Origin of the sequence: Haloterrigena salina JCM 13891 (assembly GCF_000337495.1) — an archaeon.
Classification (GTDB): domain Archaea; phylum Halobacteriota; class Halobacteria; order Halobacteriales; family Natrialbaceae; genus Haloterrigena; species Haloterrigena salina.
In genome coordinates this window covers 36310-62131 of the sequence record NZ_AOIS01000047.1, presented here as the reverse complement: position 1 = coordinate 62131, position 25822 = coordinate 36310, and the positions used below count along the sequence as shown (strand labels likewise).

22 protein-coding genes, 1 tRNA gene and 5 pseudogenes are annotated in these 25822 nt (G+C 62.9%); 19 read left to right on the top strand and 9 right to left on the bottom strand.

Translation table 11 applies throughout. The features are described 5' to 3' along the window. Nucleotides 1-39 precede the first annotated feature (39 nt). On the top strand, nt 40-1812 hold the full coding sequence (locus C477_RS14045; protein WP_008895170.1) for a YcaO-like family protein: 1773 nt from the start codon (nt 40-42) through the stop codon (nt 1810-1812). A 155-nt stretch (nt 1813-1967) separates the two neighbouring features. On the opposite strand, the gene C477_RS14040 is transcribed toward C477_RS14045, so the two are convergent. Beyond that, the gene (locus C477_RS14040; RefSeq protein WP_008895169.1) at nt 1968-2495 is read right to left on the bottom strand and encodes a hypothetical protein; all 528 of its coding nucleotides are present in this window, start codon (nt 2493-2495) and stop codon (nt 1968-1970) included. A gap of 120 nt (nt 2496-2615) precedes the next feature. Between C477_RS14040 and C477_RS22975 the strand changes: the two are divergent. From C477_RS22975 to C477_RS14010, 6 genes and pseudogenes are all read left to right on the top strand, one after another. Continuing rightward, a pseudogene (locus C477_RS22975) lies at nt 2616-3192 on the top strand (cupin domain-containing protein). A 265-nt stretch (nt 3193-3457) separates the two neighbouring features. Continuing rightward, the gene (locus C477_RS14030) at nt 3458-3973 is read left to right on the top strand and encodes a hypothetical protein (protein WP_049914548.1); all 516 of its coding nucleotides are present in this window, start codon (nt 3458-3460) and stop codon (nt 3971-3973) included. Beyond that, complete coding sequence (locus C477_RS14025; protein WP_008895166.1) at nt 3966-5543, top strand: sodium/proline symporter; 1578 nt, start codon at nt 3966-3968, stop codon at nt 5541-5543. The genes C477_RS14030 and C477_RS14025 overlap by 8 nt, the downstream gene beginning before the upstream one ends. Further along, entirely contained in the window at nt 5540-6073 is a 534-nt protein-coding gene (locus C477_RS14020; RefSeq protein WP_008895165.1) for a hypothetical protein, read from the top strand. The genes C477_RS14025 and C477_RS14020 overlap by 4 nt, the downstream gene beginning before the upstream one ends. Nucleotides 6074-6160: 87 nt before the next feature. Beyond that, on the top strand, nt 6161-6772 hold the full coding sequence (gene cmk / locus C477_RS14015) for a (d)CMP kinase (protein ID WP_008895164.1): 612 nt from the start codon (nt 6161-6163) through the stop codon (nt 6770-6772). 114 nt (nt 6773-6886) lie between these two features. Next, complete coding sequence (locus C477_RS14010) at nt 6887-8563, top strand: acyl-CoA synthetase (RefSeq protein WP_008895163.1); 1677 nt, start codon at nt 6887-6889, stop codon at nt 8561-8563. Between the two features lie 73 nt (nt 8564-8636). On the opposite strand, the gene guaB is transcribed toward C477_RS14010, so the two are convergent. Beyond that, a complete protein-coding gene (gene guaB / locus C477_RS14005; protein WP_008895162.1) occupies nt 8637-10139 on the bottom strand; it encodes an IMP dehydrogenase in 1503 nt (500 codons plus the stop codon). 525 nt (nt 10140-10664) lie between these two features. Here guaB and C477_RS14000 point away from each other — a divergent pair. From C477_RS14000 to C477_RS23585, 4 genes are all read left to right on the top strand, one after another. Continuing rightward, complete coding sequence (locus C477_RS14000) at nt 10665-11576, top strand: DUF5794 domain-containing protein (protein WP_008895161.1); 912 nt, start codon at nt 10665-10667, stop codon at nt 11574-11576. 52 nt (nt 11577-11628) lie between these two features. Continuing rightward, nucleotides 11629-11803, top strand: a tRNA-Trp gene (locus C477_RS13995). Between the two features lie 360 nt (nt 11804-12163). Then, nucleotides 12164-12466, top strand: a complete 303-nt coding sequence (locus tag C477_RS13990; protein WP_008895160.1) for a hypothetical protein — start codon at nt 12164-12166, stop codon at nt 12464-12466. A 242-nt stretch (nt 12467-12708) separates the two neighbouring features. Further along, entirely contained in the window at nt 12709-13338 is a 630-nt protein-coding gene (locus tag C477_RS23585; RefSeq protein WP_152423330.1) for a hypothetical protein, read from the top strand. A 79-nt stretch (nt 13339-13417) separates the two neighbouring features. Here the strand turns inward: C477_RS23585 and C477_RS22970 are convergent, their stop codons facing one another. Further along, on the bottom strand, nt 13418-14425 hold the full coding sequence (locus tag C477_RS22970; RefSeq protein WP_008895158.1) for a tyrosine-type recombinase/integrase: 1008 nt from the start codon (nt 14423-14425) through the stop codon (nt 13418-13420). 240 nt (nt 14426-14665) lie between these two features. Between C477_RS22970 and C477_RS25040 the strand changes: the two are divergent. The 3 pseudogenes from C477_RS25040 to C477_RS13965 form a co-directional block, all read left to right on the top strand. Continuing rightward, nucleotides 14666-14809: pseudogene (locus C477_RS25040) on the top strand (DUF7563 family protein); the annotation flags it as partial. A 52-nt stretch (nt 14810-14861) separates the two neighbouring features. Beyond that, a pseudogene (locus C477_RS24920) lies at nt 14862-15122 on the top strand (DUF7692 domain-containing protein). Nucleotides 15123-15336: 214 nt separating this feature from the next. Next, nucleotides 15337-17457: pseudogene (locus C477_RS13965) on the top strand (KAP family P-loop NTPase fold protein). A gap of 334 nt (nt 17458-17791) precedes the next feature. Here C477_RS13965 and C477_RS13955 read toward each other — a convergent pair. The 3 genes and pseudogenes from C477_RS13955 to C477_RS13945 all read right to left on the bottom strand — a co-directional run. After that, nucleotides 17792-18094 (bottom strand): annotated as a pseudogene (locus C477_RS13955) (hypothetical protein); the annotation flags it as partial. Between the two features lie 162 nt (nt 18095-18256). Then, nucleotides 18257-18487, bottom strand: a complete 231-nt coding sequence (locus C477_RS13950) for a hypothetical protein (protein WP_008895151.1) — start codon at nt 18485-18487, stop codon at nt 18257-18259. Nucleotides 18488-18676: 189 nt separating this feature from the next. Next, nucleotides 18677-19132, bottom strand: a complete 456-nt coding sequence (locus tag C477_RS13945) for a response regulator (protein ID WP_008895150.1) — start codon at nt 19130-19132, stop codon at nt 18677-18679. Nucleotides 19133-19520: 388 nt separating this feature from the next. On the opposite strand from C477_RS13945, the gene C477_RS13940 reads away from it, so the two are divergent. The 3 genes from C477_RS13940 (at nt 19521) to C477_RS13930 (ending at nt 21970) form a co-directional block, all read left to right on the top strand. Further along, on the top strand, nt 19521-19916 hold the full coding sequence (locus C477_RS13940; RefSeq protein WP_008895149.1) for an SPW repeat domain-containing protein: 396 nt from the start codon (nt 19521-19523) through the stop codon (nt 19914-19916). Nucleotides 19917-20285: 369 nt separating this feature from the next. Further along, nucleotides 20286-20981 (top strand): helix-turn-helix domain-containing protein, encoded by a 696-nt coding sequence (locus C477_RS13935; protein WP_008895148.1) that lies wholly within the window; start codon nt 20286-20288, stop codon nt 20979-20981. Between the two features lie 416 nt (nt 20982-21397). Beyond that, a complete protein-coding gene (locus C477_RS13930) occupies nt 21398-21970 on the top strand; it encodes a DUF7344 domain-containing protein (RefSeq protein WP_008895147.1) in 573 nt (190 codons plus the stop codon). Between the two features lie 104 nt (nt 21971-22074). Here the strand turns inward: C477_RS13930 and C477_RS13925 are convergent, their stop codons facing one another. Then, nucleotides 22075-22533: a hypothetical protein gene (locus tag C477_RS13925; RefSeq protein WP_008895146.1), complete on the bottom strand. Its 459-nt coding sequence runs from the start codon at nt 22531-22533 to the stop codon at nt 22075-22077. Between the two features lie 215 nt (nt 22534-22748). Here C477_RS13925 and C477_RS13920 point away from each other — a divergent pair, with 215 nt between their 5' ends. Both C477_RS13920 and C477_RS13915 read left to right on the top strand, forming a co-directional pair. Continuing rightward, the gene (locus tag C477_RS13920; RefSeq protein ID WP_008895145.1) at nt 22749-23480 is read left to right on the top strand and encodes a GNAT family N-acetyltransferase; all 732 of its coding nucleotides are present in this window, start codon (nt 22749-22751) and stop codon (nt 23478-23480) included. Between the two features lie 43 nt (nt 23481-23523). Then, the gene (locus C477_RS13915; protein WP_049914545.1) at nt 23524-24828 is read left to right on the top strand and encodes a hypothetical protein; all 1305 of its coding nucleotides are present in this window, start codon (nt 23524-23526) and stop codon (nt 24826-24828) included. Here C477_RS13915 and C477_RS13910 read toward each other — a convergent pair. Both C477_RS13910 and C477_RS13905 read right to left on the bottom strand, forming a co-directional pair. Next, a complete protein-coding gene (locus C477_RS13910; protein ID WP_008895143.1) occupies nt 24729-25184 on the bottom strand; it encodes a DUF2267 domain-containing protein in 456 nt (151 codons plus the stop codon). The genes C477_RS13915 and C477_RS13910 overlap by 100 nt on opposite strands. Nucleotides 25185-25328: 144 nt before the next feature. Continuing rightward, nucleotides 25329-25700 (bottom strand): 2Fe-2S iron-sulfur cluster-binding protein, encoded by a 372-nt coding sequence (locus C477_RS13905; protein ID WP_008895142.1) that lies wholly within the window; start codon nt 25698-25700, stop codon nt 25329-25331. Nucleotides 25701-25822 lie beyond the last annotated feature (122 nt).

The following is a 25822-nucleotide window of genomic DNA, read 5'->3' as shown; positions in this document are numbered from 1 at the left end:
AGCGCGGCCCTTTTGATGCCGGCCTGTGAGTGATCCGGTATGAACGTACACGTCGTCGGTGACGATCCGGTCCGCGAGGCGGTCGTCACCGCACTCGGAGACATCGACGTCACCGTCGAAGACGCGACAGCCGACGACCTCGAGGACGCCCGCTTCGCAGTCGTCAGCGACGTGGCCGGCGCGGCCACGTTCCGCCGAGCGAACGCCGCCGCGCGCGCCGGCGGCACGCCGTGGATCGCCGTCGAGGTCGGCGGCGTCGGCGGCCAGCCCCTCGCCGCCGTCGACGCGGCCGTCTCGGGCTTCGCGCCCGCGACGGGCTGTTTCGACTGTCTCCGCCAGCGCGTCGCCGCGAACACAGCGGAGGGCGAGCGAAGCGACCGGCCCCAGGCCGACCGCAGCACGGCTCGTCTCGCCGGCGCGCTCGCGGGCCGGGAGTGCGTCCGCGTCCTGTCGGGCGACGACCGGTCGGTGATCGGCCACGTCGTCGAACTGCCCCACGCGAGGCGGCGAGTCCTCCCCGTTCCCGGCTGTGAGTGTCAGACCGACACGCGGGATCGGACCCTCGACCGCGACGATGACGACGCGCTCGCCCTCGACGCGGCCGTCGAGCACGCCGAGGCGGCGATCGACGATCGCGTCGGCATCGTCAGGAGCATCGGCGAGATCGAATCGTTCCCCGCGCCCTACTACCTGGCGACGACGACCGACACGCAGGGGTTCAGCGACGCGAGCGCGCCGACGCAGGCGGCCGGCGTCGCCGACGACTGGAACGCCGCGCTGATGAAAGCCGTCGGCGAGGGCCTCGAGCGCTACTGCGCGGGCGTCTACCGGGACGACGAGTTCGTCCGCGCCAGCGAGGACGACCTCGAGAACGCGGTTTCGCCGACGGCGCTCGTGCGCCCGGACGACGCGCCAGCCTACGACGCGAGCGACGAACACCGGTGGGTGCCGGGCGAGGACCTCGCGACCGGCGACGACGTCCACCTGCCGGCCGACGCGGTCCAGTTCCCGCAACCCGCAGACGGTCGGGGGCTCGTCCCCGGCATCACGACGGGGCTCGGACTCGGCTCGTCGATCGTCGACGCCTTGCTTTCGGGCCTGACGGAGGTCATCGAGCGGGACGCGACGATGCTCGCGTGGTACTCGACGTTCGACCCCCTCGGGCTGACCGTCGACGACGACGGCTTCGCCGTCCTCGCCCGGCGCGCGCGCGGCGAGGGGCTATCGGTGACGCCGCTGCTGGTCACCCAGGACGTCGACGTCCCGGTCGTCGCCGTCGCCGTCCACCGCGATCCGGATGCCCTCGAGGGCGCCGTCGATCCGATGGCCGACGAGTGGCCGGCCTTCGCGGTCGGCTCCGCGGCCGACCTCGACGCGACGGCCGCCGCGCGCTCGGCGCTCGAGGAAGCGCTGCAGAACTGGATGGAAATCCGGAATCTCGGCTCCGAGGGGGTTTCCGACGCCTCGGGCGCGATCGGGGAGTACGCGGCGTTCCCCGAGGTCGTTCGCGAGTTCGTCGACGTCGAGCGGACGGTTTCGGCCGAAAGCGTCGGTCCGGAGACCGCGCCCGAGGGTCGGGCGGCGCTGACGGAACTCGTCGAGCGGACGACCGACGCCGACCTGACGCCGTACGCGGCGCGGCTGACGACGCGAGACGTCGCGGAGACCGGCTTCGAGACGGTCAGGGTCGTCGTTCCCGGCGCCCAGCCGCTGTTTACCGGCGACCCGTTCTTCGGCGAGCGGGCGCGGACGGTGCCGGCGGAGCTTGGCTTCGAACCGCGCCTCGAGCGGGCGTTCCATCCCTATCCGTGAGCGGCCAGTAGGAGCGGTGAGTGGTCGGGAAGAGAGTAGACGTCGGGATCCGGTATTTGGAGGAGTACTCGAGAAGCGTCTCTGCGTCTCGAGGATCGACGGTCTCGTGGACGGCGAGAAATTCCGCGCCGGCGCCGGCGCGAGGAGAATGCCACTTACTCGTCGTCGGCGTCTGCGTCGGTTTCGTTCGCGGCCGTCTCGTTGCCGGTCGCGTCGGGGTCGGTCTCGTTGCCGTTGCCTGCCGTCTCATTTCCGTCGCCGTCCCCGTCCTCGCCGTCGGCGATCTCGTTTTCGCCGTCGTCCCGGCGGACCTCGACGACGAGGTTGTCGTCGTAGAGTTGAATCTTCACGAGGTCGGCGTCGGGCGTCACCGATACCGTCCTCACGGTCACCATCGTTTCGTTCTCGATCTTGGCGACGCGAAAGCTCTGTTCCGTCTGGTCGAGGTGGGGCGCGCTGACGGTCTCCCCCGGGGTGACGGAGTAACTCTGCTCGTAGCTCTGCCGGCCCGACTCGCGTTCGCGCGACTCGAGGAGGATGTTCTGCGTTTCCTCGGCTTCGCTCTGGATCTCGACGGGGATGACGCCCTGGAACCCGAAGTGCTCCTGGACGCCTTCGATACAGCCCGCGAGCCCCGCGAGGGCCGACGTCGCGGCGAATCCGAGTACCGTACGGCGGTTCACACTCGGTGCTCGGGAGCGGACGACCGTATGCGTTTCTCTTCGCGTACCGCCGGCGCGCTCCGTGACTGTGTGGTGGGGTATCGCGGGACATTTTCTGCCGTTGCGGCTGAATGTGCCGTCATGGAGAAGACCGCGATCGACGACGTCGAGATCGAACGCAATCCGATGGAGGTCCACTTCCGTTAGACGGCCGATCTCGCAGGCGCTCGGCTTCACGGACTTCGCGATGAACTATACTGCCGGCTGTAACGGTTTGGGGATTCGCCGCGGCAGTCCGGCGAATCTCCAGCACTGACTTACGGCTGGCAGTATTCGAACTCGAGCCCGGCGTGTCCTTTTCGGGCGGGCTCCACACCCACCACGACCAGGAGGAGGTCTTCTACGTGCAGGCGGGGACGGTGACATTCGACACGCGCTCGCCAAACGACGAGGCGGACGGGCGGGAAGTCACCGTCGACGCCGGCGAGGTGATCCGCTTCGCGCCGGAGGAGTTCCACACGGCTACAACGACTCGGACGAGTCGGTCGTCGGCTTCGCCTTCGGCGCACCGAAAGCGAGACACGACTGGGATCAGATCGAGTCGCTGCTCTACTGCCGGGAGTGCGAAGCCGAGGTCGGACACGGCCTCGAGCTCACCGACGAGGGAGCCTTTCGCGTGACCCGTACCGAGTGCGGCCACTCGTTCGTCGCCGACTGATCGCCGGTCGCCTGTCTCGACGATCGTTGCCACGTCGGACTGATTCTCGCGACTCGAGGCACTGGACTGGTTCTCGAGGGCGGCCTCGAGCCCGCTGTTGACATGTTAACGAGCACTTTCTCGGGAGTCTGTGATGCGATATTATGTATCACGGCAGTTGGTGACATACGACGATACGTTGGTCGACGACGATCCGCTGTGGTGACAGCTACGGGCCGGGGTTCGTCCCCGGTAGGGTTGACCGCAACTACGGTGACACGGATCAATGGCACGAAATACCACGATGGCTGCGATCGGTGTGCTCTCGCTGGGTGCACTGGCAACGGCGAGTCTCGGGTTGTACAGGGTGTTCTCGGTCGTCGCGGCGGCGCTCATCCTCGCGGTGATCGCCTCGGCGACGATCGAGCGAGGGACCGGCGATCCCGATCTGGAGCCGTACACGGCGCTGATCGGAGCGCTAACGGCGTTCTTCCTGATCGGACTGGCCGGCATCTGGCTGACGTGGGCGCCGGGGACCACCGAGTACAGCTACGTCCTCGGCGTCCCGACCGCCACGCTGATCTACTTCGGGTTCATCTGGCTGCTCCCGCTGACCGCGGCGATCTACTACTCGCTGATCTTCGACCGCATCGCCGGCGAGGAGATCGTCGACGACATCGTCGAGTCGGCCCGCGAACGCCAGCGCCGCGAGTCGTTCCCGCTGGCGCCGGAGCAGCCGTCCCGAACCACCGAAGTGGCCGACGGCGGCGAAGTAACGGACGGAGGTGAGGTCGATGAGTAGTCCGCTCGCACCCGCGCCCCTCCAGGAGGGGATCCCCGTCGCCGACGACCCCGTCATCCTCGGGTTCGGCGCGGCGTACCTGCTCATCGTCGTCCTGATCGGCGTCTGGGGCTGGATGCGGACCGAGTCGACGAGCGACTTCCTGATCACCGGCAAGAGCATCGGGACGTGGGTGCTCGCGATGACCGCGTTCTCGGTGATCCAGTCGGGCTTCGGCTTCGTCGGCGGCCCCGAACTGGTCTACGCGTACGGCACGACCGCGCTGTGGATCTTCTTCACCGCGCCGCTCGGGTTCCTGCTGACGTGGATCGTCCTCGCAAAGCGGATGCGACTGCTGGCGGACGTCCGCAACGTGCTGACGCTGGCCGACGGGATGTACGTCCGCTACGAGAGCGACACCGTCCGGGGGCTGACCGGCCTCGCGGTGATCGTCGGCGTCGTCGCCTACCTCGCGACGAATCTCGCGGCGCTGCAGTTCGTCATGCGCGCCATCTTCGGCGTCCCCGTCATCTGGGGGCTGCTCGGCGGGGCCCTCATCCTGCTGCTCTATAGCATGCTCGGCGGGATGATCGCCGGCGTCTGGACGGACTTCCTGCAGGCGCTCACCATGATCACTGGCGCCGTCTTCGTCTTCGCGTACGCGCTGTCGTTCGGCGGCGGGATGGAGAACATCTCGCGGAACCTGGCGAGCGCGGATCCGAACCTGATTTCGCCCTTCGGCGCGATGGGCGGTGCGACGACGGCCGTCCTCGTCGGTGTCGCGTGGTGGATCCTCTTCTCCGTCGGCTCGGCCGGCCAGCCCCACCTAATCACGAAGTTCTACATGAGCCGCGACATGACGATCCTCAAGTGGGGCGCCCCCATCGCCGCTATCTCCTACGCGGTCTCGAGCCTGATCGCCTTCTCCGCGGGGCTGTCGATGCGCGCGATGGTCGAGGCCGGCGAGATCGGGGAGACGTTCAGCGCCAGCGAGGTCGGGCCGGTGTTCGTCCTGGAGCAGACGCCGAGCGTCGTCGCGGGGTTGATCCTCGCGGCGCTGCTGGCGGCGATCATGTCCACCAGCGACTCGTTCCTCAACATCGGCGCGGCGGCCGCCTCGCGGGACATCCCGCGAGCGCTCGGTCGCCCGATCGAGGACGACAGGACGGAACTGCGCGTCACGCAGGGCGCGCTGGCCGGGCTGACGATCCTTTCGACCGGCGTCGTCTACTTCTCGGACACGCTCGTCGGTATTCTCGGAACGATCGGCTGGGGCTTCTTCGCCGCCGCGTTCGTCCCCATCGCCGTCTTCGGGCTGAACTGGAAGGGCGCGACGAAGGAGGGGGCGATCGTCGCGGTTCTCGGTGGCCTCTTCGTCAACATCGTCTTCAGCGCGCTTCCGATGGCCCTGGAGGTAGCCGGACTCGAGGGGTGGGCGTCGACCATCATGGCGTTCTACGTCTTCCCCGACGTGTTCCCCGTCGGAACGGTCGCGCTGCTCGTCGCCATCGTCCTGTTCGTCGGCGTCTCGCTGGTGACCCAGACCCGACACACCGTCCCGAGCGACCTCCACGCGCTGATCGAACGATGATGGCCGGCACCGATCCCGATTCCGAACCGGAGCCGAACGGAGACTCGGATCCGGAACCTGCGACCGATGGCCGAGGCGAGACGGAACTCGCACGGCTCACCCAGTGGCTTCGCCAGCGGCCGAACTCGATCGAGTTGTGGGAGCTCGTGGTGACCGACGAGCGCCTCGTCTGGTGTTTCGTCGGCGAATCCTACCGCTCGATGCTGCTGCGAGCCGACATGGGGCAACGCGACCGCGCGCTCGTCGACGACAGCCGGCTCGCGGAACTCCTCGACCTCGACGAGGCGAACTTCGCGGTCCCCCTCGAGCGCCTCGAATCGATCCGCCTGACCGAGGGGACGCGGTTTCGCCGCGCCAGGCTCGAGATCGAGTGGGACGATCGGGCCGGAACGCGCTACGATGGGTCGATGACGCTGGTCAGCACCAGCGACGCCGACCCCCAACGCGATCGCGTCGCCGCCCTCGGTGACGAGCCGCGACTCGAGGGCGTCGCGGTCGCGGTCGAGTCGCCGCGCTGGTCGCTCTTCTGACCGTCCGCCCGATTTCGGCCGTGAGACGGATTCACGACCGTCGCGAGAGTCGCATTATTTTTCACCCTGAACCGAGAGCGGGCACACATGTCCACGGGAGCGACGACGACGGTCGAGATCGACACGACACTGTTCATCACCGTCTCCGGCCCGCCGGGCTGTGGCGCGACGACGCTGTGCGAGCAACTCGCCGACGCGATGGGCTGTCCGTACGTCTCGGGCGGCGAGGTCTTCCGCGAACTCGCCGAGGATCGGGACATGAACCTCAACCAGCTGACGGCGAAGGCAGACGAGTCCGACGAGATCGACCGCGCGATCGATCAGCGCCTCCAGCAGATCGCCGAGAAGTGGGGGATGGCGAACAAACCCTTCATCCTCGAGTCCCGGCTGGCGGGCTGGCTGGCCGGCGAGCGCGCTGACCTGCGGATCTGGCTCGACGCGCCCGAGGACGTCCGCTTAGAGCGCATCGAGGAGCGCGTCGAAACCGAGGCCGAGATGCGGGTTCGCGAGGTCAGCGAGGCCGGTCGCTACCAGTCGTACTACGACATCGACATCGACGACCGCGAGTTCTACGACTTGAACATCAACACGGCCCGCTGGGGGAAGGAGGGCGTCTTCAACCTCGTCCGCACCGCGCTCGAGGAGTACGACCCCGACGTCGACGAGGGGGCGTTCTCGACGCCGGACCTGAACCCGTAGCGATTTTCAGTCGTTTTCGTCGAGCCGCGATCGAGTGGTCCGTGCGACCCGTGCAGCCGGCGAGTCGAACGGGGCGACAGTTCTTTCTTGTCGTGTGTGGGCAGTCATCACGATATGGCGTACACCGTCACGCTCGAGGGCGAGACGTACGACGCGGCGTCCGAATCGTTCGCGTGGGACGTGCCGGACGACTTCAACGCGGCCGCGGATCTGGTCGGGAAACACGATGACGGCGAGCGGGTCGCGCTGTACCAGGTCGACGACGACGGCGGGCACGCGGAGTACACGTTCGACGACCTCGACGAGCGTTCGAACGCCGTCGCGAACGCGCTCGCATCTCGCAGTCTCGAGCGCGAAGACCGAGTCGCGGTCGTCGTCCCGCAAAAGCCCGCGAACGTCCTGACGCATCTGGCCGCCTGGAAACTGGGCGCGATCTCGCTGCCGCTATCGGTGCTGTTCGGCGACGACGCGCTCCGCTATCGGCTGACTGACAGCGAGGCCCGCGTCGCCGTCGTCGACGCGAGCCAGTGGCCGACGGTGCGCGAGGTCGCGCCCGACTGCCCTGCCCTCGAGTACGTGTTCGTCGTCGACGGGGGAAAATCGGTTGCCGGAGGTGCGAATGAGGCAGCGCTCGAGGACGTAACCGTCGAACGGTTCGACGAGGCCGTCGACTGGGGTGAAACGGCGTTCGACCGCGCCGACACCGACGTCGACACCCCCGCGATCATCATGTACACCAGCGGAAGTACCGGCGAGCCGAAGGGCGTGCTCCACACCCACGGCGTCTGGATCGGCCACTGTCCGGCGTTTCAGATGTACTTCGAGCGCGACGTCCGTGAGGGCGTCTACTGGACGCCCGCCGACTGGGCCTGGATCGGCGCGCTCGGCGACCTCGTCTTCCCCGCCTGGCACTACGGACGGCCCGTCGTCGGCTACCCGATGGGGTCGTTCGACCCCGAGCGGGCCTACGAGATCATGGCCGAGTTCGACGTGACGAACGCGTTCGTCCCGCCGACGGCGATTCGCATGCTGATGGGCGTCGACAACCCGACCGAGCGGTACGACCTCTCGCTCGAAGCGATCTGCTCGGGCGGCGAACCGCTGACTCGCGAGATCCTCGAGTGGGCCGACGCGGAACTCGCGGGCGTGGCCGTCAACGAACTCTACGGCCAGACGGAGGCGAACCTGCTCGTGACGAACTGCCGGGAGTGGTTCCCCGCGAAGCCGGGCAGCATGGGGAAGCCGGTGCCGGGCCACGACGTCGCCGTCCTCGATCCGGAGACGGGCGAGCGAGTCGAGCAGGGCGATATCGGCGAGATCGCGGTCCACCGCGGCGACGACCCCGTGATTTTCGAGGAATACTGGAACGAGCCGGAGAAGACCGAGCGGGTGACGCTCGAGGACGGCCCGGAGAGCGACGCCTGGCACCTGACCAGCGATCTGGCCGAACGCGACGAAGAGGGGTATCTGTGGTTCACTTCGCGGGACGACGACCTCATCATCACGAGCGGCTACCGGGTCGCCCCGCGGGAGGTCGAGGAGACGATCCTCGCACACGAGGCGGTCGAACAGGTCGGCGTCGTCGGCGTCCCTGACGAGACCCGCGGAGAGATCATCAAGGCGGTCGTCCAGCCGGTCTCGGGGGAGACGGGTTCGGACGAACTGCGGGACGAGATTCGCAACCGCGTCCGCGAGAAGTTAGCCGAGTACGAGTATCCGCGCGAAATCGAGTTCGTCGACGAACTGCCGACCACGACGACCGGCAAGATCCGGCGGACTGAACTGGTCTAAGTCGGCGAGCGAGCGGCGTCGGATGCGCTCGAGACGGCGGTCTCGACCGGCGTTTCGTCGGGGACTGGCGACGTTACTCGCTGTCGGGCGAGTAGTTCGGCGCCTCGTCGGTGATGACGACGTCGTGGGCGTGGCTCTCGGCCTGGCCGGCCGAGGAGACGCGGACGAACTCGCTGCGCTCCTTGAACTCGGGGATCGTCTCCGCGCCGACGTAGCCCATGCCCGACTGCATGCCGCCCGCGAGCTGGTGGAGTTCGGACTTGAGCGTGCCCTTGTACGGCGTCGCGGCCTCGACGCCCTCGGGGACGTACTCGTCGTCCTCGTCGGGCTCTTCCTTGAGGTAGCGGTCGCTGTCGCCGGACTTCATGGCACCGACCGATCCCATACCGCGGTACTGCTTGTACTTCTTGCCGTTCATCGTGACCACGCGGCCGGGGGCCTCGTCGGTGCCGGCGAAGTAGGAGCCGAGCATGACCGCGTCCGCGCCGGCGGCGACCGCCTTGATCGCGTCGCCCGAGTAGCGGATGCCGCCGTCAGCGATCACGGGGACGTCGTTCTGGGCCGCGACGTCTGCGACCTGCGCGACGGCCGTGATCTGGGGCATCCCCGATCCCGAGACGATGCGGGTCGTACAGATCGAGCCCGGCCCGATGCCGACCTTGATGCCGTCAGCGAAGTCGACGAGGTCCTCGGCGGCCTCGCGGGTACCGACGTTGCCGACCACGACGTCCGCGTCGACGGACTCCTTGATCTCGCGGGCGCCGTCGATGACGTTCAGGTTGTGGGCGTGGGCGGTGTCGATGAAGAGGACGTCGGCGCCGGCCTCGTCGGCGGCCTCGGCTCGATCCCGCTCGAACGGGCTGACGGCGACGCCACAGCGGAGGCGACCGTCCTCGTCGCGAACAGCCTCCTGGTACTCGCGGCGCTGGAGGATACCCTGCATCGTGACGAGCCCCACGAGGAGGTTCTCGTCGTCGACGACCGGCACGCGCTCGATTTTGTGCTCGTACATCAGGTCGAACGCGTCGCGGGCGTCGATGTCCTCGTGGGCCGTAATGACCTCGTCGGTCATCGCTTCGGTGACCGGGTCGTCCTCGTTGACCTCGAGGTGGGGTCGGATGTCCGTACTCGAGATGATCCCCAGCACTTCGCCGTTGGTGTTGACGACCGGGGCGCCGCCGACGCCGCGGTGGGCCATCCGCTCGTCGACCTCGCGGACCGTCATCTCGGGGTCTGCGGTGACGACCTCTTCGCGGGGAATGATGAGTTCGTCGGCGCTCTTGACGCGCTCGATCTCCTCGACCATCTCGTCGATGTTCATGTTCCGGTGGAGCACGCCGAGACCGCCGTGGCGGGCCATCGCGATGGCCATGTCGCTCTCGGTGACGGTGTCCATCGCGGCCGAGAGGATCGGCACCGACACCTCGACGTTCTTCGAGACGTTCGAGGTGAGGTCGGCGTCGTCGGGTTCGACGCGGCTCTCCTTCGGTCGAAGGAGCACGTCGTCGAACGTCAGCGCTTCCGGTACGTCCAGCTTTGCAGAATAGGGCTCGTGCTCAGGAATGTCGTTCGCCATGTAAATCGTCCGGCCCCGTCGCGGAAAAACGTTGCGAGTTAGCGTCGGATGACAAGGAGTACCGGGGCTCTCGAGGGCGGACGCGGCCGACGCGGTCGATTACGAGCCGGCGCGGTTCCGGCCCGGCCGTCGTTCGGGAGCCGACCGCACTCGAGGCGAAGGAAGTCGTCCGAACGCCGGTCGAGGGTCGTTTCCGCGGTCCGCAACAATGTACATTTTTTCGCGAATCTGGTCCCTAGTGTCTGGAATACGTCGGGTTGTGAGACCACGTCCCACACAACGTTTATTGAGAGTCCAGTCGTCCGTTCGGGTATGATCGCTGTGAGTTTCAGTGCCCCCCGAACCGCTGGTCGGACGAGCGTCGAAAGCGACGCCGCCAAATTCCAGTTCGGGAACTTTACAGGGAAACTCACAGCGCGAGGCCGCGGTCCGAATCCCACGAATTGGTGGCTCGCCCGCCAGTCCGTCCGGGATCGTCCTCCCTATTACCCACCGGCCTCGGGTCATGGCCACCAGCCCTGACCGATGAGTACGTCACGACACCCGGTCGCACTCAGTCTCGAGCGCATCATCGGCGGTGACGCGCGCCTGCTGGCGCTCGTGATGATGCTGCCGCTGATCGACGGCGTCTTCCCCGCGCTGATCCTCGCGGGCGCCCTGAACGACCCGCTAGGGGCCGTTCAGGTCGGCCTACTGATCTTCGGTGGCAGCGCTACCGTCGCGGTGATCCTCGCGGAGATGTCCGGTACGCCCCGCGAACAGGCGGCTATCGTCCTGCTGGTCGGCATCCCGCTGATACTGCTGTCGGCCGTGCAGGCGGCGCTGGCGCCGTCGTTCGAGAGCCTGATCGACATCGCCATCTTCGAACGCTTCGCCGCGCTGGTCATCGCCGCCATCGCGGCCAAGACCGCCAGCGCGACGATCGGCGAGTACCTGCCCAACCCGATCGTCATCATCGGGCTGGGGCTGGTCGCCAGCGTCGACCCCAGCGGGGCCACGTTCACCGTGATGAACGACCCCGCGCTCGTCGCGAACGCGACCCTCGCGGCGGCCATCGGCGTCGCCTTCGCGCTGATGATCGCGCTCGGCGCGCCCTACCTGCGCGACTACATGGACATCGACCGCTTCCGCTTCGGCAGCGCGGTCGCGCTCGGCCTGCTCCCGTTGTCCCTGCTCGGGATGGCCTTCGGACAGGCCCCGCTGGCCGCCCTGATCGTCGCCGGGGTCTTCGCGATCGACCTGCCGCTCGAGCGCGACTCGAGCGACGCGGCGGACGACGGTCCCGCGATGAGTGTCGATCCGGTCACCGACGGCGGCGACGCCGACGGGAGCGTGGAACTGGACGTCGAACCGGTCGAGGAGTCCGACGACGCCGACGCGGGAACGTATCCGGGCGACGATACGACCGACACCGAAGGTCGGGCCCCGTGGCTGTAGGACGGTTCGGAATCGAAACCACTTTAGGCAGGATAGCCCAACTGGAGAGCGAGGGGTCGTGGCCAAGCCCGGCATGGCGACTGACTCCAGAGGCAACGCGCCCGGGACGAAACTCCAGACTGATATACTGATCGGGCACCTGATCAGTGTCCGTGTGATGACCCTCTGGAGTTCCGAGGCGCACCGGAGATATCAGTCGATCGGGGGTTCAAATCCCTCCGACCCCACTTCCTCAACGACTATTCATAACCCATAGACAGAGTGGGGTTCCTTATAACTGAACCTCTGCGTCAGGTCTGATATTTCAGTCGCGCAGGTTACGGTTGGCAGCTCCGTCTGGCAGTTCTCTTTCAGGTATGGGAGTGAAAGTGATAATCCCGCCCTCAATGAGTTGATCCGCACAAGCTAAGTCACGAACTTCTTTCGGAAAGATATAATGTTTGTTGCCATCTGCTGAATACAACGCGCGAATCTCGCAGTATGTTACCTCCCAGTTCCTGCAGTGGAATCGCGTAGCACGGGAGAGGACGTTCCACTGGAATCACATTGAGTCATCACTTTATATCTTTAGCAGGAATGCATCGCTTATGGTCCCCTATATCAGCGACGTTCTGTTCGACGAGCCACAAGGCCGTCCCAACTCACTCATCCAGTTTGGCTTGTCCCTCACCTTCTTGTGCATATTCGTGTATGCTTGGAGTGTCGGCGACGTTGGAGATGTCTTGTGGGTACTATTCCTTATCGTCGGAACTGCGCTGTCCGGAATTGCCGAGTCCCTCCCCAAGAACCGGCGACAGGCGGCGGTCGTACTCCGCTTCGCGGGAATTCTCGTACTCCTAATTCTGTTGCTATCCGTCTTCCTCCGTTTTGACTTTCTTATTGGCGGGTAGCCGTCGGCGTTGCCGTTCTCTGTACTAATCTTCCTCGGGCTTATTGATCATTGTAGAGTCAATTCACAGTGTTACTCCACCTGCTATCTTCCAATCTATGGCCACCGACTGCATACACGCTCTGTATTCAGCACATACTACTTGACAATAGTCCAAGGTTTCGATCATGATTTGCTGAATACACGGCGCTAATCTGGCAGTAGGGCAAATATTTTGACGGCTGACAACAACACACTAATACTATGCCTTGGGGATTTATTTCCAACATTCTCAATGCTGTGCCGTGGGGATTCATCTCAGGGATTCTCGTTGCCTTTTTTGGGGCGTTTATAGCCCACTTGTTTGTCTCTTACCGAAACCAGCAGGATCGGTATCAAGAACTCATCAACCTTCTTGCCCAAATTGCTGAGTTGGATAAGGAACAATTCCGAGAGGCCGGAAATGCAGCTGTAGAAGCTCAAAAAAAGGAGGTAGACCCCACAGAAATTGTTCATCAAGGTAATCGGCTGTGGCGTCTACGAGAACGCGTGCACGAGGTAGCAGAGCCAATTTATACTGAACTACCCAGCGAATGTAAAGATAGTATTGACCGCATGGATGAGTGGATTATGAAACTAAGAGATGGGCCTGGTGCGTCCCATATTACTCATCAATGGGTTACAGGAGAGGCAGGTAACGCAATCCAATCGATTCCATCGTTCAGGTTTATAACATTCCTACAACACTACTTTAACTCAGAAAAACCACAGTATCCGGCTACTATGGAGCTAAAAGAAAAAGAGCAATCCCGTGTTCAGAACGCGTTGAAACGCCGTGAACAGAAAATGGAGGAGAAGGAGTATGGGAACGAAGAAAATGAAGATGTGAATTGATAAACGACATGGGATAGATGGTGACTGTAGCCTCTCTACTCAACACGTAGGTCCATCACTGATCTAATATACGTGTGATTCAGAGATTGTCGAGATATTGTTTCCTGGTTACTGCCTTTTCATCTTCTTGTCGTGTATCGTAGTGATCTTCAAGAACATCTACAGTTACATTCGCCCGTTCACTCAACTTCTCATTCGGCCACTCTTGGTTCAAATGATACGTGATAGCCGCACGTCGGAGTGGATGAGGACTCATTGAGGATGGGCATTTCGACGAATCCTTCTTCCTCACAGCGGCGTCACACTCCTCAATGGTTCGATTATGTGGACAACCACCGTGGACTTTGCATGGTCGAGTGATTCCGTACGTATTTTTCCGTAATGCGGTTCGGGAGACCCGCTGATTTCGGGTGGTGAAAAGCGGCTCTCGGCCACTTTCCTCGACGATATTATGCCGGTGTCCTTCGATGTAGTCATCAAGGACTTCCTGCATTGAGTCACTGATGTTGATCTTGCGCTGCGCCTCAATGCCATTCTTCAGCGGAGTACCAGTCTCCGGTCGATGACGGATCTTAATCTGCTTCCGGGAAGAAAGGTAGTCCTCGAGATCGATGGCAACGACCGTACCCATGCGGAGGCAAGTATGCCATATGAGCTGGAAGATCGCGTGTCGTCGCTGGGCGTATTCGAACTTGTAGAAGTAGTCCAGAATATCCTCTACTCGATCCTGCGACAACGTATCGTCGCTAACTCGATCATCTTCATCGAGCTTCGGGAGTTGGACGAGTTCAGCAGTCCCACGCTCGAGAAGTTCCGCTTGCTCGCACCAGCGGAGGAACACCCGGAGGGTCGAAAGGTTGTTCTTCAGCGTGACCTCCTTGATTCCCTGTCCTCGTCGTCGGAGCTTATACTGTTTCAGGTGGTAGCCATGGATCTCTCCGACCTCCTCAATGCCTTGGTTCTCGCAGAACCGTAGTAGCTCCTTGAGTGCGTATTTATAGTTTCGATGGCTGGCTTTGCTGACTTCTCCCTCACGTTCTGCGAGGAAGTCCTCTACTGCTTGCTTCGGAGTTACGTTCGGTGTCATTGGTCTCGATGTGAACCGCAAAACGTGACCTGACCACCGGATCAACCTGCCGATGATGACCCTCTGGGGAGTTCCACCGCGCACCGTTCGAGTATCAGAGTCGGATTACCGGCGAGAGTGCCATATTCGGGGATTATGGCGCTTCTCTCGGCGTATTGGGGTTCAAATCCCTCTATAATGTGGTGAAATAAAAGCCGAAGAGCGACCTCTCTCGAGTTCTCGATACACTTCGAACACGGGGTGGGCCGCGTGACGATTGCCCCGTGGTCGTCGACCGGCAATTCGCCGACGTGTGAGCATTGCGGCATCCACGTTACGGACCGGTTCGGCCGCGTTTACGACGATAACAGCGACCGCGTCGGCCGCTGTCCCGACTGCGATACCTACCGGCGTCTGACCTGCGGGTCCGCTACCGGGATCGACGTTTCGATTCCGGATCCGGACAGACGACGGGAACGAATGGCGATTCGACGCGATTCAGAAAGCTGCTTGATTCTACAACTGTAATCGGAGCAACGCGGTCGCGTTCGCCTGCGAAGATATCGACTCGCTCGTTTCCGCAGCCCGGGTCGTTCTCGAGCGTGATGACCTCACCCGCGAGCAGCGCCGGGTGATCGCCGAGACGCACTCGACTCAAGCAGTCAACTTCGACATCGAAACCTCAGTATCAGTATCGACGAAAGGAGAGATGGAATAGTGGGTGGTAATACGGTTCTTTAGTCAGTTTTGAGTCAGAACCTGATCCTGATAGTTCGTTACGTAGAGATAGGACTGAGCATGTGGTGGCGTGGAGAAGGCCTGCAGAGAGTCCCTATGACGAACTCGGGGAAACTTGTCTGTCAACTGTATCCGTCTATGAGATTTCATCTCATCAAGTACTACTAAGAGGAAGACGGACAGATTCTGGTACTATGTCGGATGCGAATGGGCCAGAACTACGGGAGGACCAACCGCTTGAATCAGTAGAAAACGACCGCTTAGGGTACTCCAATTTTGCTGAAGATTTAGCGGATACAATCACATCTAGAGCCCCCACTGATGGATATACGATCGGCGTGTACGGGCCGTGGGGGTCAGGGAAAAGCACAATCCTAAATTTTATCGAAAACGAACTGGAGAACACTGATTCTGCACCGGCGGTTGTTCGATTCAATCCGTGGTGGTTCTCCGGTAGAGGTGACTTAGTCGAAAAGTTCCTGATGGAGATGGGAGCGCAGTTAGAATCTGAGGAGGGATACCCAGATATCCGGTCTAATCTTGCCGACCTTTCTTCGGCACTCTCGAAGGTGCCGTTTGGTGCGATGACTGGCGTGCCTGCTGGACAGGGATTTGCTGCACTTCACCAACTACTCCAGTAGGAAGGTGAGAGCATTGATGAATTAAAGGACACTGTCCATGAAGAGTTAGAGACATTAGACGGTCAGATCGTCGTCATAATTGACGATATTGACCGCCTCACTCCGAGCGAAATCACGTTGATGTTTCAGCTTATCAAGAGTATTGCAGATTTCCCTAATGTAGTTTATGTTCTTGCTTTTGAACAAGAAATAGTCGTCAACGCGCTTCGGGAGGAAGCGAACTTTAGAGACGGGAAACGCTACCTCCAGAAAATCGTCCAACTTCCACTACATATCCCTAAACAGAAAGCGGGGTCGTTGGAATCCCTTCTTCTCGATCAGTTAGCAGAAACCCCCGGAGACCACGTTGTCGATACAGATCGATGGCAGACATTACTGGGAACTGGAGTTCTCCCGTTATTGGATACGCCCCGTGAGGTGATCAGACTCGCAAATACGGTTGATGTGATGGCTGCCTCCGTCGGGGATGAGGTAAACTTCACTGACTTAGTCGGCTTAGAAGCCCTTCGGATATTCCATGAGGAGGTCTATGCCGAAATCAAATCGTTGCCAGAACGATTTGTCGGACACCGGAAACCGAGTGTGCGAAGAACAGAGGATCTGGACGACTATGACGACATTCTCGGTGATCTTGAGTCGGACCGTGAACCAGTGGAGAATATTCTTAAGACGCTTTTTCCGATGGTGGAAGACAACCTGATGAATCAACATTCAGCATTCGAGGAATGGGACCAGATGCGGATCAATAAGCGGATCTGTCATAAGGATCGGATTCCCGTATATTTCCGGTTGAACATCCCTGATGGGGAGATTTCCAGTACTGAGATGGGGGCCATCCTCTCGAAGCTGGACGAGGAGGCGTTTCTGGAAGCGAAGATTGAGGAAATGCTGGAGGAAGAAGGCGTTGCCGGCAGTTCAAAAGCGCATACCTTCATCAGGAGGTTAAGCGATAGAACAACTGAAATTCAGGGACCAGAGCATCAGGCAGTTGTGAATGCTATCTTCACTATGGGAGACGAACTGATCAGTGCAGCTGTTGTCAACCAAAACCAGGAGATTCGTCGAATTTTATATCTAATTCAAGATATAGCGGAACGTCTTGATAGAGAGGACCGTTTGGAACTCTTATCTAAAGGCATTCAGTATGGCGACTCACCATACCTAGCGTCTTACTTCGTTGACTTCCTGCTCCGACAGCATGGAGAGAAAGATGCTGACGCCGTCGCAGCCGATAAACGTCTCTTGGAGAGGGAGGAGATTGATGAGTTGAAAGCCCTTGTTGTGGAATCCCTTCATGAAGCAGCAGAGAGCGGAAGCTTGATTGAAGCCCCACGGTTGAAGAAGCCGTTAGAACGTTGGCGAGACTGGGACGACGAGGAAAACCCACAGGAATGGGTTGATCAGGGCCTCAATGAGGAATTCGACCTGATTAAGTTTATTGATGCAATGAGTTCGATGACGACAGTCAACTGGACCACACCGGTATTCTACCTAGACCCCCGATGGCTATACGAATGGGTTGATGAGGACAATATTGAAGAGGTACTTGACGCCCTGGATGACTCTGACCTTACTGAAGAGGAGAGAGCAGTTATAAAACGATACGAGGAGGGGAAGCAAAAGTTAGAGGATGGGAAAGATCCAAGTAAAACGGATAGCTGGGTTGGTTTCTAACCCAGCCCAAAGTATCTGAGTTATTCGCTTGGGTAATTTACCATACTATATATGGGTTTCACGAGTCGTGCCATTAACTACTGTTACGCAAAGTTAGACATGAGCCAGATAAGCAATCCGGCTCCTAGGAGAGCAATAATCTCGATCAGTATGATTGCCGTAGCCACTGAGTTCAAGATTTCTCTACCCAACGGAGTTTGAAGCGTCTTCGCTTGCGCAAAGGCGTTGAGAATTGTCAGCGAAATCGGTCCGATGATCAGTAGAATAACGGTACCAAACATGTATTTCGCGGACAACTTAGGATAAAGAAACCGCGCTATATCTACTGCTATGCTCAGAAAATATCGGCGATCGCGATCTTCGCTCGTTCGGTGCCACGATGGTCGCCACCGCCGTGCCAGCGGGGCAGCGGGAGATTCGCCGCCTTGACCATCTTGTCCTTGAGGATCGTGCAGCCTGACCGCCCATGCGGTCGATAGACGATGAAACAGTACCAGCCATCCGCTCGTCGCAGTTTCTCGTGGTACTCGCGGTAAACCTTGAAATTTCCCGGCTGGCCGTCTGAGTGCTCGAGCATCGTGCGCTTGCTCTCGACAGGCGTTCCGTTCTCGAATCTGTCATCGTGCCAGCTCACCCGCCTTCGTCGCCGGTGCTTGAAACCTCGAGGTGGACAAGCGAACAATGTACAAACTCGCTAATCCGAGACAGCACACAAACAGCCACTCAGTCCTGTCCCCAGAGAATCGAAGAATCCGTTTCGAGACGGTACGCCGCAAACTGACCGCCGGCCGATCAGCGATCAGTCGCCGGCGCAGTACGACCGGGAGCCGCTCGAGTCCGTGGCCGGCGCCTCGTCCGCCGGGCGAGCGGTGATCGTCGTCCCGCACTCGGGACAGCTGTAGTGTTCGCGGCCGTCGCGTTGCTCGAGCTCCCAGTCGCCGTCGACTGCGCTCTCGTGGCCGCACTCGAAACAAAACAGCAGGGTTTTGCTATCGGGCGGTCGGCTGGTGTCCGTCACGGTGGAGTTCATCACCGATGCTAGCTGCCCAACGGTAAAAACGGTGTTGGCCCCGAGAAGGATTGCCGGCCGATTTCGACCACGTCAGCGGCTAACAGTCATAAATCTCCCTGACACTCGGTCCGTGTTCCCGTCCGTCGACGCCGGGTCACATCCCCGTCGCGAGACCGTATCAATCGACGTCGCGGCTCCCGAAAGGAATCACGTCTCCGACGGCTCGCGGACGATCGCAAACCAGAACTCCTCGATCTCGGCGACGAACGAGACGAAGTCCGCCGACTCGACCGGCTTTCGAACGTAGAAGTCCGCCTCGAGGCCGTGGGACTGGACGATCGCTTCGCCCATCTCCGAACTCGTGAGCACGGCGACGGGAATGTCGGAGAGGATCGGGTCGCCCTCCAGTTCGGCGAGGACGTCCATGCCGCTAGTACCGGGAAGCTGTGGCTCCAGCAGGATGATGTCGGGCGGAGACGCGTCGGCATACTCGCCGCGCTGGTGGAGAAAATCGAGGGCGGCGTCGCCGTCGGAGACGGCGTGGACGGTGTTCATGAGCTTCGCGTCCCTGAAGTTCTCCGTGAACAGCCGGGTGTCACCCGGATTCGGCTCGACGAGTAAGATGTCGATTACGTCCTCGATGCCGTCGTTGCCGCTGGTCATAGAGCATAGTTCGCGCCGGACGATAAAACAACGAGGGTGCCGTCCGCTGACAGTCGTCTCGGCCGACGGAACCCGTCCGTCGCGCGATCGAGTCCGCGGCGACGACCTTCGAACGATCGTTCCCCGGCACCGAAATCCGCACAGTCACGCGCTCCGACGATTCCTGACCGGCGTCTGTATCCGACTCGGAGCAGTCTGGAGGAGAGCGAATCCAGAGCGGACTGCTGCAGTCGGTACAGCGGCCTCGAGACCGGACTCGAGGCGCTGGACGCCAGTCCGTCGGTCCCGGTTCCATCGAATCGACCGACCGCCACGAATCACCGCGCTCGTCGCCGAGTGGCATAATGCGTGGGTATCATTTAGACCAGTGGCGCGCGTACGAACGCGCATGAGCACCAGCCGAACGACCGACGCCCGGTCGCCGCTGCCGGAACGACTGGTCGGACTGGCAGCCGCGATCGGCGCCTGGATCCTCTGGTCGGGGGTCGTGCTGACCGGAACCGGACTGATCGTCGCCAACAACGCCGTCTTCGGGGCAGCGATCGCCTTCTTCGCAGCCTACACCGCGGGCTGGCCCGACGGCGGGCGGCTCCCGAGTATCGCCGCGCCGGCGATCGTCGTCCTCCTCGCGCTCTGGGTGGTGGCCGCCCCCTTCGTGCTCGAGGTGAGCGTCGATCGGCTCCTCTGGAGTAACGTCATCGCCGGCGTCCTCGTCGCGTTGCTGGCCGCCGGCAGCATCGTCGGCGGTCGCCGATCGACGGGGTCGGCCAGCCCCAGCGCCTGACGAACCGGTGACCGCGACGGTCGTCGGCCGCGTCTCTCGACGGCGACGCCGGACCACCGGAACGAGCGATGGTATCGACTACAAGCGGTGCTTGGCGAACGAGATCCCCAAGAAAACGTGGCACAAGCCGGCCTGCATTCCCTGTCGACCAAGCTCGACGCGTTGGTCAGATGACTATTACCGGCCACTAATATTATAGTTTTTCGATGCCTTCAGAAAGTGCAATCGACGACGGGAACTGCGATAGTCTCATCCGGCTGATCGCGATTCACCTCCATTCAATTTTCCCTGACTGTCACGAAATATTGGTGGCGGGAAAGGCTACCGGAAACCCAACGAGTCTATGCCCCGTTGTGGTTGGTGACGGTAATGACGACGGTCGTCGAACTCGACATCCCGGCCGACCGTCTCGCGGCCGCTCGGTCGTTCGAACGAGTACCGGAACTCGAGTACCAGATCGGCGGGATGATCGGTGACGCGCCGCCGCTGGTCTGGCTCTCCGGCCCGGATCGAGAGACCGTCCGGGCGGCGCTCGAAACCGATCCCTCGGTCGACGTGATCGCGAGCGTGACCGACGAGACGACGACCGATCGGTCGAGTACCGACGCGGCCGCCGACCGCGAGCGGTGGCTGTTCCGCCTCGCCTTCGGCGATCGGTTCAAACTCTTCGAACGGATCGTCGCGGAGAACGACGGGGCGATCCTCGAGGCTAGCGGGAACGCCGGTTCGTGGTCGGTGACGTTGCTCTTCCACGATCGGGACTCGCTGTCGACGTGTTACTCGCTGTTCGACCAGTACGACTTCGGGGTCGACGTGACCCGTCTGACGGGGATCGACGATCTGGCGAGCGCCGGAACGCCGCTCACCGAGACCCAGTACGAGACGATCCGGGCGGCCCACGAACTCGGCTACTTCGAGGTTCCGCGTCGGATCACGCTCAAGGAACTCGCGGCGGAACTCGACGTCTCACACCAGGCGCTGTCGGAACGACTCCGCCGGTGTCACGCCGCGCTCGTCAACGCGGAGTTGACCGGCGGACTGAGGCCGACCGCGATCGATCCGTAGTCGTCGAGTTCGCCTTGCCGGGCCGATTCGAGACGCGAGCCGAACGGACGATCACCGTTCTCTCCCCACCACTCGAAGTATACCGGGTGATCGGGATATCGGCCTACTTTGGATCCATATGTCCACTAATATCTGAGATGTCGTCGAATATGTCTCGAGGGACAGCTTTATTATTGGACGGAACGAAACGTAGCGTGTCGGCGCGATGCCGACTCCGCAACGGGCTACCGAGTGCGATACGCGCGCCGGTGGATCACTCGTGCTCAATCACAGCGGTCACTCGTGGCTGTGTGACCGTCTTTCACATTTTCTCCCGATTCCGCACGCGGACGCACGAGAACTACGAGCCGTGAGACGGTCATTGGCCGGAACGACCAAGTTATTAACCGACCCCGTCGACACGTCTCCTATCGACGATGGCGGACACTGCGTCCCGAAGCGGGTGCACCGACGCGGGACACTCCTCGCACGGAGCCGAACCGAACGACGAACAGTCGGAACTCGAGCCGGACGATATCTTCCACATCCTCCAGACCAGTCGTCGGCGCCACGTGCTCCGATATCTCCGACGCGCGGGCGAGCCGATGACGCTTCGTGACCTCGCCGAGCGGATCGCCGCCGACGAACACGAGACGACCGTCGAGAACCTGAGTTCCGACCAGCGCCAGCGGGTCTACATCTCCCTCTACCAGTCGCACCTGCCGAAACTCGACACGCGTGGGATCGTCGACTACGACAAGGACCGGGGGATCGTCGAGTCGACGCCGATGGCCGCCCAGTTCGATCCGTACCTCTCGGATCTCGAATCGGAATCGACCGATCCGTGGCCGCGTCGGTACGCGGGAACGGTGGGCGGGTGTGCGCTGCTCGTGGTCGCGACGGCCGGCGGCCTGCTGTCGATTCCGTGGCTCGCTACCTCGTCGGTCGTCCTCCTGGCGGTCGCCGCCGTAACGGCGATCCACTGGTATTCGGAACTGATCGCGTCCTAGACAGCTGCGGCAGCTTCTCGCTACCGGAGATCTGGATCTTGCGACGGCGGAAAGAGGAAGGAAACGACCGAGAACGCGGCGGCGCCCGACGAAGTCGACGACCGTCAGTCGGCGCGGGAGCCGAGCGCCGTCGCGTTCGGATCGGCGGCGATCTCGGTCTCGAGGACGCGGTGGGCGTAGAAGACGACCGAGAAATCCTGCGGGCTGGGAACCGAGCAGGCGAGCCAGCCGATCGCGACGGCCATCGCGATCGGCGAGTCGGCCGGAATGGCGCCCCCGAACCCGGCTGCGAAGACGGGAACGGCGAGGAGGACGGGCGCCAGCGCCGCGGCGCGAAGGTGGACCGCCGGTTCGCGACCGGTCGGCCGGGGCTCGACGACGGCCCACGGACAACACGTCAGCAGGCCGATGATGCCGTCGGTTCGACCGGGGAGGTAGGAGACCGTGTGATCGATCCCGGCGAGTCGCAAGACGAGGGCGTGGGTCCACTCGTGGACCGCCAGTCCGACGACTACCGCGAGGGCGAGGGCGGGGGCGGCGACGACCACATCCGTACCGATCATGGGGGGAGACGTGAGATGCCACCTGTTCGCTCGACCCGGTTCGGGTCGACAGTCATCTCACGCAACCGGTGAGACGAACCAGCCGAGGAAGTCGATCCGGATTCACCTGTGGGTCCATTAAGTTCGGCGCGACGCCGCGTCGTCTCCGTCCCGCGTTCGCAGCCGGCAGCTGCCGCTCGGCAAGGGTTAAGTACTGTTGTGTGGCAGCATCTGCCATGGTATCCTCCCAACCACTGGAGTTCGGCCACGACGACCGGAGACGGATCTACGAGTACGTCGAGCGCCACGGGGCGGTCGATCCGGACGACGCCCGGTCGGAGCTGCGCATCGACCCCAGCGGCTTCCGCCACCACGTCGCGATCCTCAAACGCGACGGGCGCCTCGAGGCGGTGGACGGAACGCTCCGGGTGGTTCTCGACGCCGGCGCCGAGGAGGAGTACGTCGCCGACGACCTCGAGTTCCACGTCCGGCCGGCCAGACAGGAAGACCTCTCGGGGATCGTCGGCGCGATCCGGCAGGTCGCCGAGGAGAAGACCTACATCGAGGCCGAGAGCGTCGCCGACGAGATCGACCACGAGGAGGCCCTGCTCCGGCACAACGAACTCGAGTCCCGGATGTTCTTCGTCGCGACCGTCGACCAGGACGTCGTCGGTTGGGTCCACCTCCACGCGCCTGAGTTGGAGAAGTTATCCCACACCGCCGAGCTCACCGTCGGCGTCTTAGAGGAGTACCGCGGCCACGGGCTCGGTTCGCACCTCCTCTCGCGTGGCCTCGAGTGGGCCGTCTCTCGGGGCTACGAGCGGGTCTACCAGAGCGTCCCCTCGAGCAACGACGACGCCGTCGCCTTCCTCGAAGCACACGACTGGGAGGTCGAAGCGATCCGCGAGGACCACTACAAGCTCAACGGCCACTACGTCGACGAGGTGATGCTGGCTATCGAACTCTGAGTCGACAATTCGTTTTATATAACCATCCCTGAAACGGGGAGGTATGCGTTCTGCTACCCCCGCTCGATTCGACCGAGTGGATTGGGGTGAATCGACCGCCGCGATCGTCGCCATGGGGCTCGCGCTGGCGGTCGCCGGGATCGTCCGGACGCTCGAGACGCCGGTCTCGCAGCCGGCCGTCGCGTTCGAACTGTTCGTCTCGTTGCTCGTTCCGACCGGGCTGGCCACCGGCGGCTACTGGCTGGCCAGCCGGAACGTCTCGTCGGATATCCGCTGGCGAGCCGTGACCCGGGTGTCGATCGGGATCGTCGTCGCCTGCGGGCTCGCCGCCTGGCTGACGGTGTACGTGGCCCTCGAGGGCGGCGCGATCCGCGATCCGCTCTCGCTGATGACGACGCTGGCCGCCGTCGGCGGCGCGACCGGCTTCGCCACCGCCGTTCGGGAGCCGCTGGGCATCGCGTCGTCCGATTCGATCGCCTCGAGCGTTTCTACCTCCGCTCGCGCAGCAGCGACTGAGTCGTCGGCGACGGCCGAGTCGGACGAGGCCATCGCGCAGTCGCCGGCGACGACCGAGTCATCGATCCACCCGACGATGGAACGGCCGACGGCGGCCGCTGTCGCCACCGTGACGACCGCGCTCGAGTCGACGACGACCGATACCGTTCCGACGACCGATCGGTCGACCGACGGTGCGACGGCGGATTCCGATGCGTCGCCGACCGCCGGGACGGGGGCTGACGCCGAAGCATCGCAGACGGTCAGCGCGGCGACTCCTTCGGAGTCGGAGGCGGAGGCAGGAGCGTCACCCGCCATCTGGAACGACACCAGCCCCGAGGGTCGAACCGCCGCTCCCGCGCGTCCCGTGGAGCCGCCCGAACCCACGACAGACGACGATTCCGTTCCCGAGACGTTCGAGACTTCCGAGACTCCGAGGCGCGACGCGTCCGACGACGCCCCCGACTCGAAGGACCCCCTCGAGTCGCCGACGCCGAGACGGGATCCGGGCGTCGCCGCCGTCGCGGCCGTCCCCTCGACGGCGGAAACGGTCCTCGACGTTCTCCGAACCGAACGCGTCCGACTTACCCTCGCAATCCTCTACCACGAGTGGGACGGCCAGGCGCGCTCGGTCGACGAGCTCGCCCGCGCCGTCTCGTCTCACACGGACGACTCCGCCGACGCGGTCGCGGCCGGGCTCGCTCACGCGACGCTTCCCCGACTCGCCGAGATTCGGGCCGTCGACTGGGACCCCTACGCAGATCGCGTCTCGGCACCGGACCACGCCGTCTTCGAAGAGGGGGTCCGCGAGGCGTCCGCGCTGCTCGAGTCGTTCGAACCGGGAACGAGGTAACGACGGGCCCGGCAGTCGATTCGGGTCGCTCCGCTACGCGGGACGCTCCGCTTCTTCGGCGATTTCGAACAGCTGATCGGAGCCCTCTCCTCGGACAACTGCCGCTCGATATCCTCGAGTTCCCCGCTGGTGACCGCCTCCGCGACGACGTCCGTCACGACCCGCGCGTGGAAGGCGGCGTCGGCCTGGTCGTCCTCGCCGATCTCCTCGCTCTCGGCGACGCGGTCGACGAACTCGTCGAAGTCGAACCGCTCGACGTCGTCGACCGCCTCGAGGAACCGGTCGAGTTCGTCGGGGAGTTTCGCGCCGAGGTTCTCGGCGTCGTCTGGCTGGATGCGCTCGGAAAGGGTCGTCAAGGTCGCCCGCGAAACGCTCAGCGCAGCTTCTTGGGAGTCGAGCTGTCCGCGGTGCTAGAATTCGCCGATGAAGTCGTCGTACTGACGTTCGACAGTGGCGTCGTCGCAGGGAAAGCCGTGACCCGTCAGTCGAAGGTCGACCGATCAGCGCTCGTCCGTAGGCGCCGTCGGATCGTCCGACGCCGCGGATGTTTCGCCGTCCGGAACCCGCTGGCCCCAGAAGCCGTCGTACTTTCGGACCTCGAGATCGCCCTCGACTCGCGTCTGGCACGACAGTCGAAGCCCGGCGTCGGGATCGTGCGGTGGGATGGCGAGGCGGCGCCGTTCGGCCGCGGTCGGTTCGCTCGCGTCGCCCTCAATCGCGACGGCGCAGGTCCCGCAGGTGCCGTGTCCGCGACAGTTGAGCCAGTTTGCACCACCGTTGTGCGGCGACTCGTCCGCTTCGAGGAGGACGTCGCGGAGGATTCGTCCGCGTTCGCACTCGATTTCCCGTCCGCGAAACTCGATCGTCGGCATGCCGACCGGTACGACGCGCAGCGGCTTCGTTCTTTGTCACCCCGGACGCTCGAGTCGAACGCCTCTCGGCGGGTAGCGCCCGCCGTCGGGGAGTTCCCAATCGAAAGGCAATTTTGCGCCAC

What these genes read in the sequence shown, in the direction of transcription:
- C477_RS14045 (WP_008895170.1), top strand. Translation starts at nt 40, where the DNA reads ATGAACGTACACGTCGTCGGTGACGATCCGGTCCGCGAGGCGGTCGTC.
- C477_RS14030 (WP_049914548.1), top strand. Translation starts at nt 3,458, where the DNA reads ATGGCACGAAATACCACGATGGCTGCGATCGGTGTGCTCTCGCTGGGT.
- C477_RS14025 (WP_008895166.1), top strand. Translation starts at nt 3,966, where the DNA reads ATGAGTAGTCCGCTCGCACCCGCGCCCCTCCAGGAGGGGATCCCCGTC.
- C477_RS14020 (WP_008895165.1), top strand. Translation starts at nt 5,540, where the DNA reads ATGATGGCCGGCACCGATCCCGATTCCGAACCGGAGCCGAACGGAGAC.
- cmk (WP_008895164.1), top strand. Translation starts at nt 6,161, where the DNA reads ATGTCCACGGGAGCGACGACGACGGTCGAGATCGACACGACACTGTTC.
- C477_RS14010 (WP_008895163.1), top strand. Translation starts at nt 6,887, where the DNA reads ATGGCGTACACCGTCACGCTCGAGGGCGAGACGTACGACGCGGCGTCC.
- guaB (WP_008895162.1), bottom strand. Translation starts at nt 10,139, where the DNA reads ATGGCGAACGACATTCCTGAGCACGAGCCCTATTCTGCAAAGCTGGAC.
- C477_RS14000 (WP_008895161.1), top strand. Translation starts at nt 10,665, where the DNA reads ATGAGTACGTCACGACACCCGGTCGCACTCAGTCTCGAGCGCATCATC.
- C477_RS13990 (WP_008895160.1), top strand. Translation starts at nt 12,164, where the DNA reads ATGGTCCCCTATATCAGCGACGTTCTGTTCGACGAGCCACAAGGCCGT.
- C477_RS23585 (WP_152423330.1), top strand. Translation starts at nt 12,709, where the DNA reads ATGCCTTGGGGATTTATTTCCAACATTCTCAATGCTGTGCCGTGGGGA.
- C477_RS22970 (WP_008895158.1), bottom strand. Translation starts at nt 14,425, where the DNA reads ATGACACCGAACGTAACTCCGAAGCAAGCAGTAGAGGACTTCCTCGCA.
- C477_RS13950 (WP_008895151.1), bottom strand. Translation starts at nt 18,487, where the DNA reads ATGAACTCCACCGTGACGGACACCAGCCGACCGCCCGATAGCAAAACC.
- C477_RS13945 (WP_008895150.1), bottom strand. Translation starts at nt 19,132, where the DNA reads ATGACCAGCGGCAACGACGGCATCGAGGACGTAATCGACATCTTACTC.
- C477_RS13940 (WP_008895149.1), top strand. Translation starts at nt 19,521, where the DNA reads ATGAGCACCAGCCGAACGACCGACGCCCGGTCGCCGCTGCCGGAACGA.
- C477_RS13935 (WP_008895148.1), top strand. Translation starts at nt 20,286, where the DNA reads ATGACGACGGTCGTCGAACTCGACATCCCGGCCGACCGTCTCGCGGCC.
- C477_RS13930 (WP_008895147.1), top strand. Translation starts at nt 21,398, where the DNA reads ATGGCGGACACTGCGTCCCGAAGCGGGTGCACCGACGCGGGACACTCC.
- C477_RS13925 (WP_008895146.1), bottom strand. Translation starts at nt 22,533, where the DNA reads ATGATCGGTACGGATGTGGTCGTCGCCGCCCCCGCCCTCGCCCTCGCG.
- C477_RS13920 (WP_008895145.1), top strand. Translation starts at nt 22,749, where the DNA reads ATGGTATCCTCCCAACCACTGGAGTTCGGCCACGACGACCGGAGACGG.
- C477_RS13915 (WP_049914545.1), top strand. Translation starts at nt 23,524, where the DNA reads ATGCGTTCTGCTACCCCCGCTCGATTCGACCGAGTGGATTGGGGTGAA.
- C477_RS13905 (WP_008895142.1), bottom strand. Translation starts at nt 25,700, where the DNA reads ATGCCGACGATCGAGTTTCGCGGACGGGAAATCGAGTGCGAACGCGGA.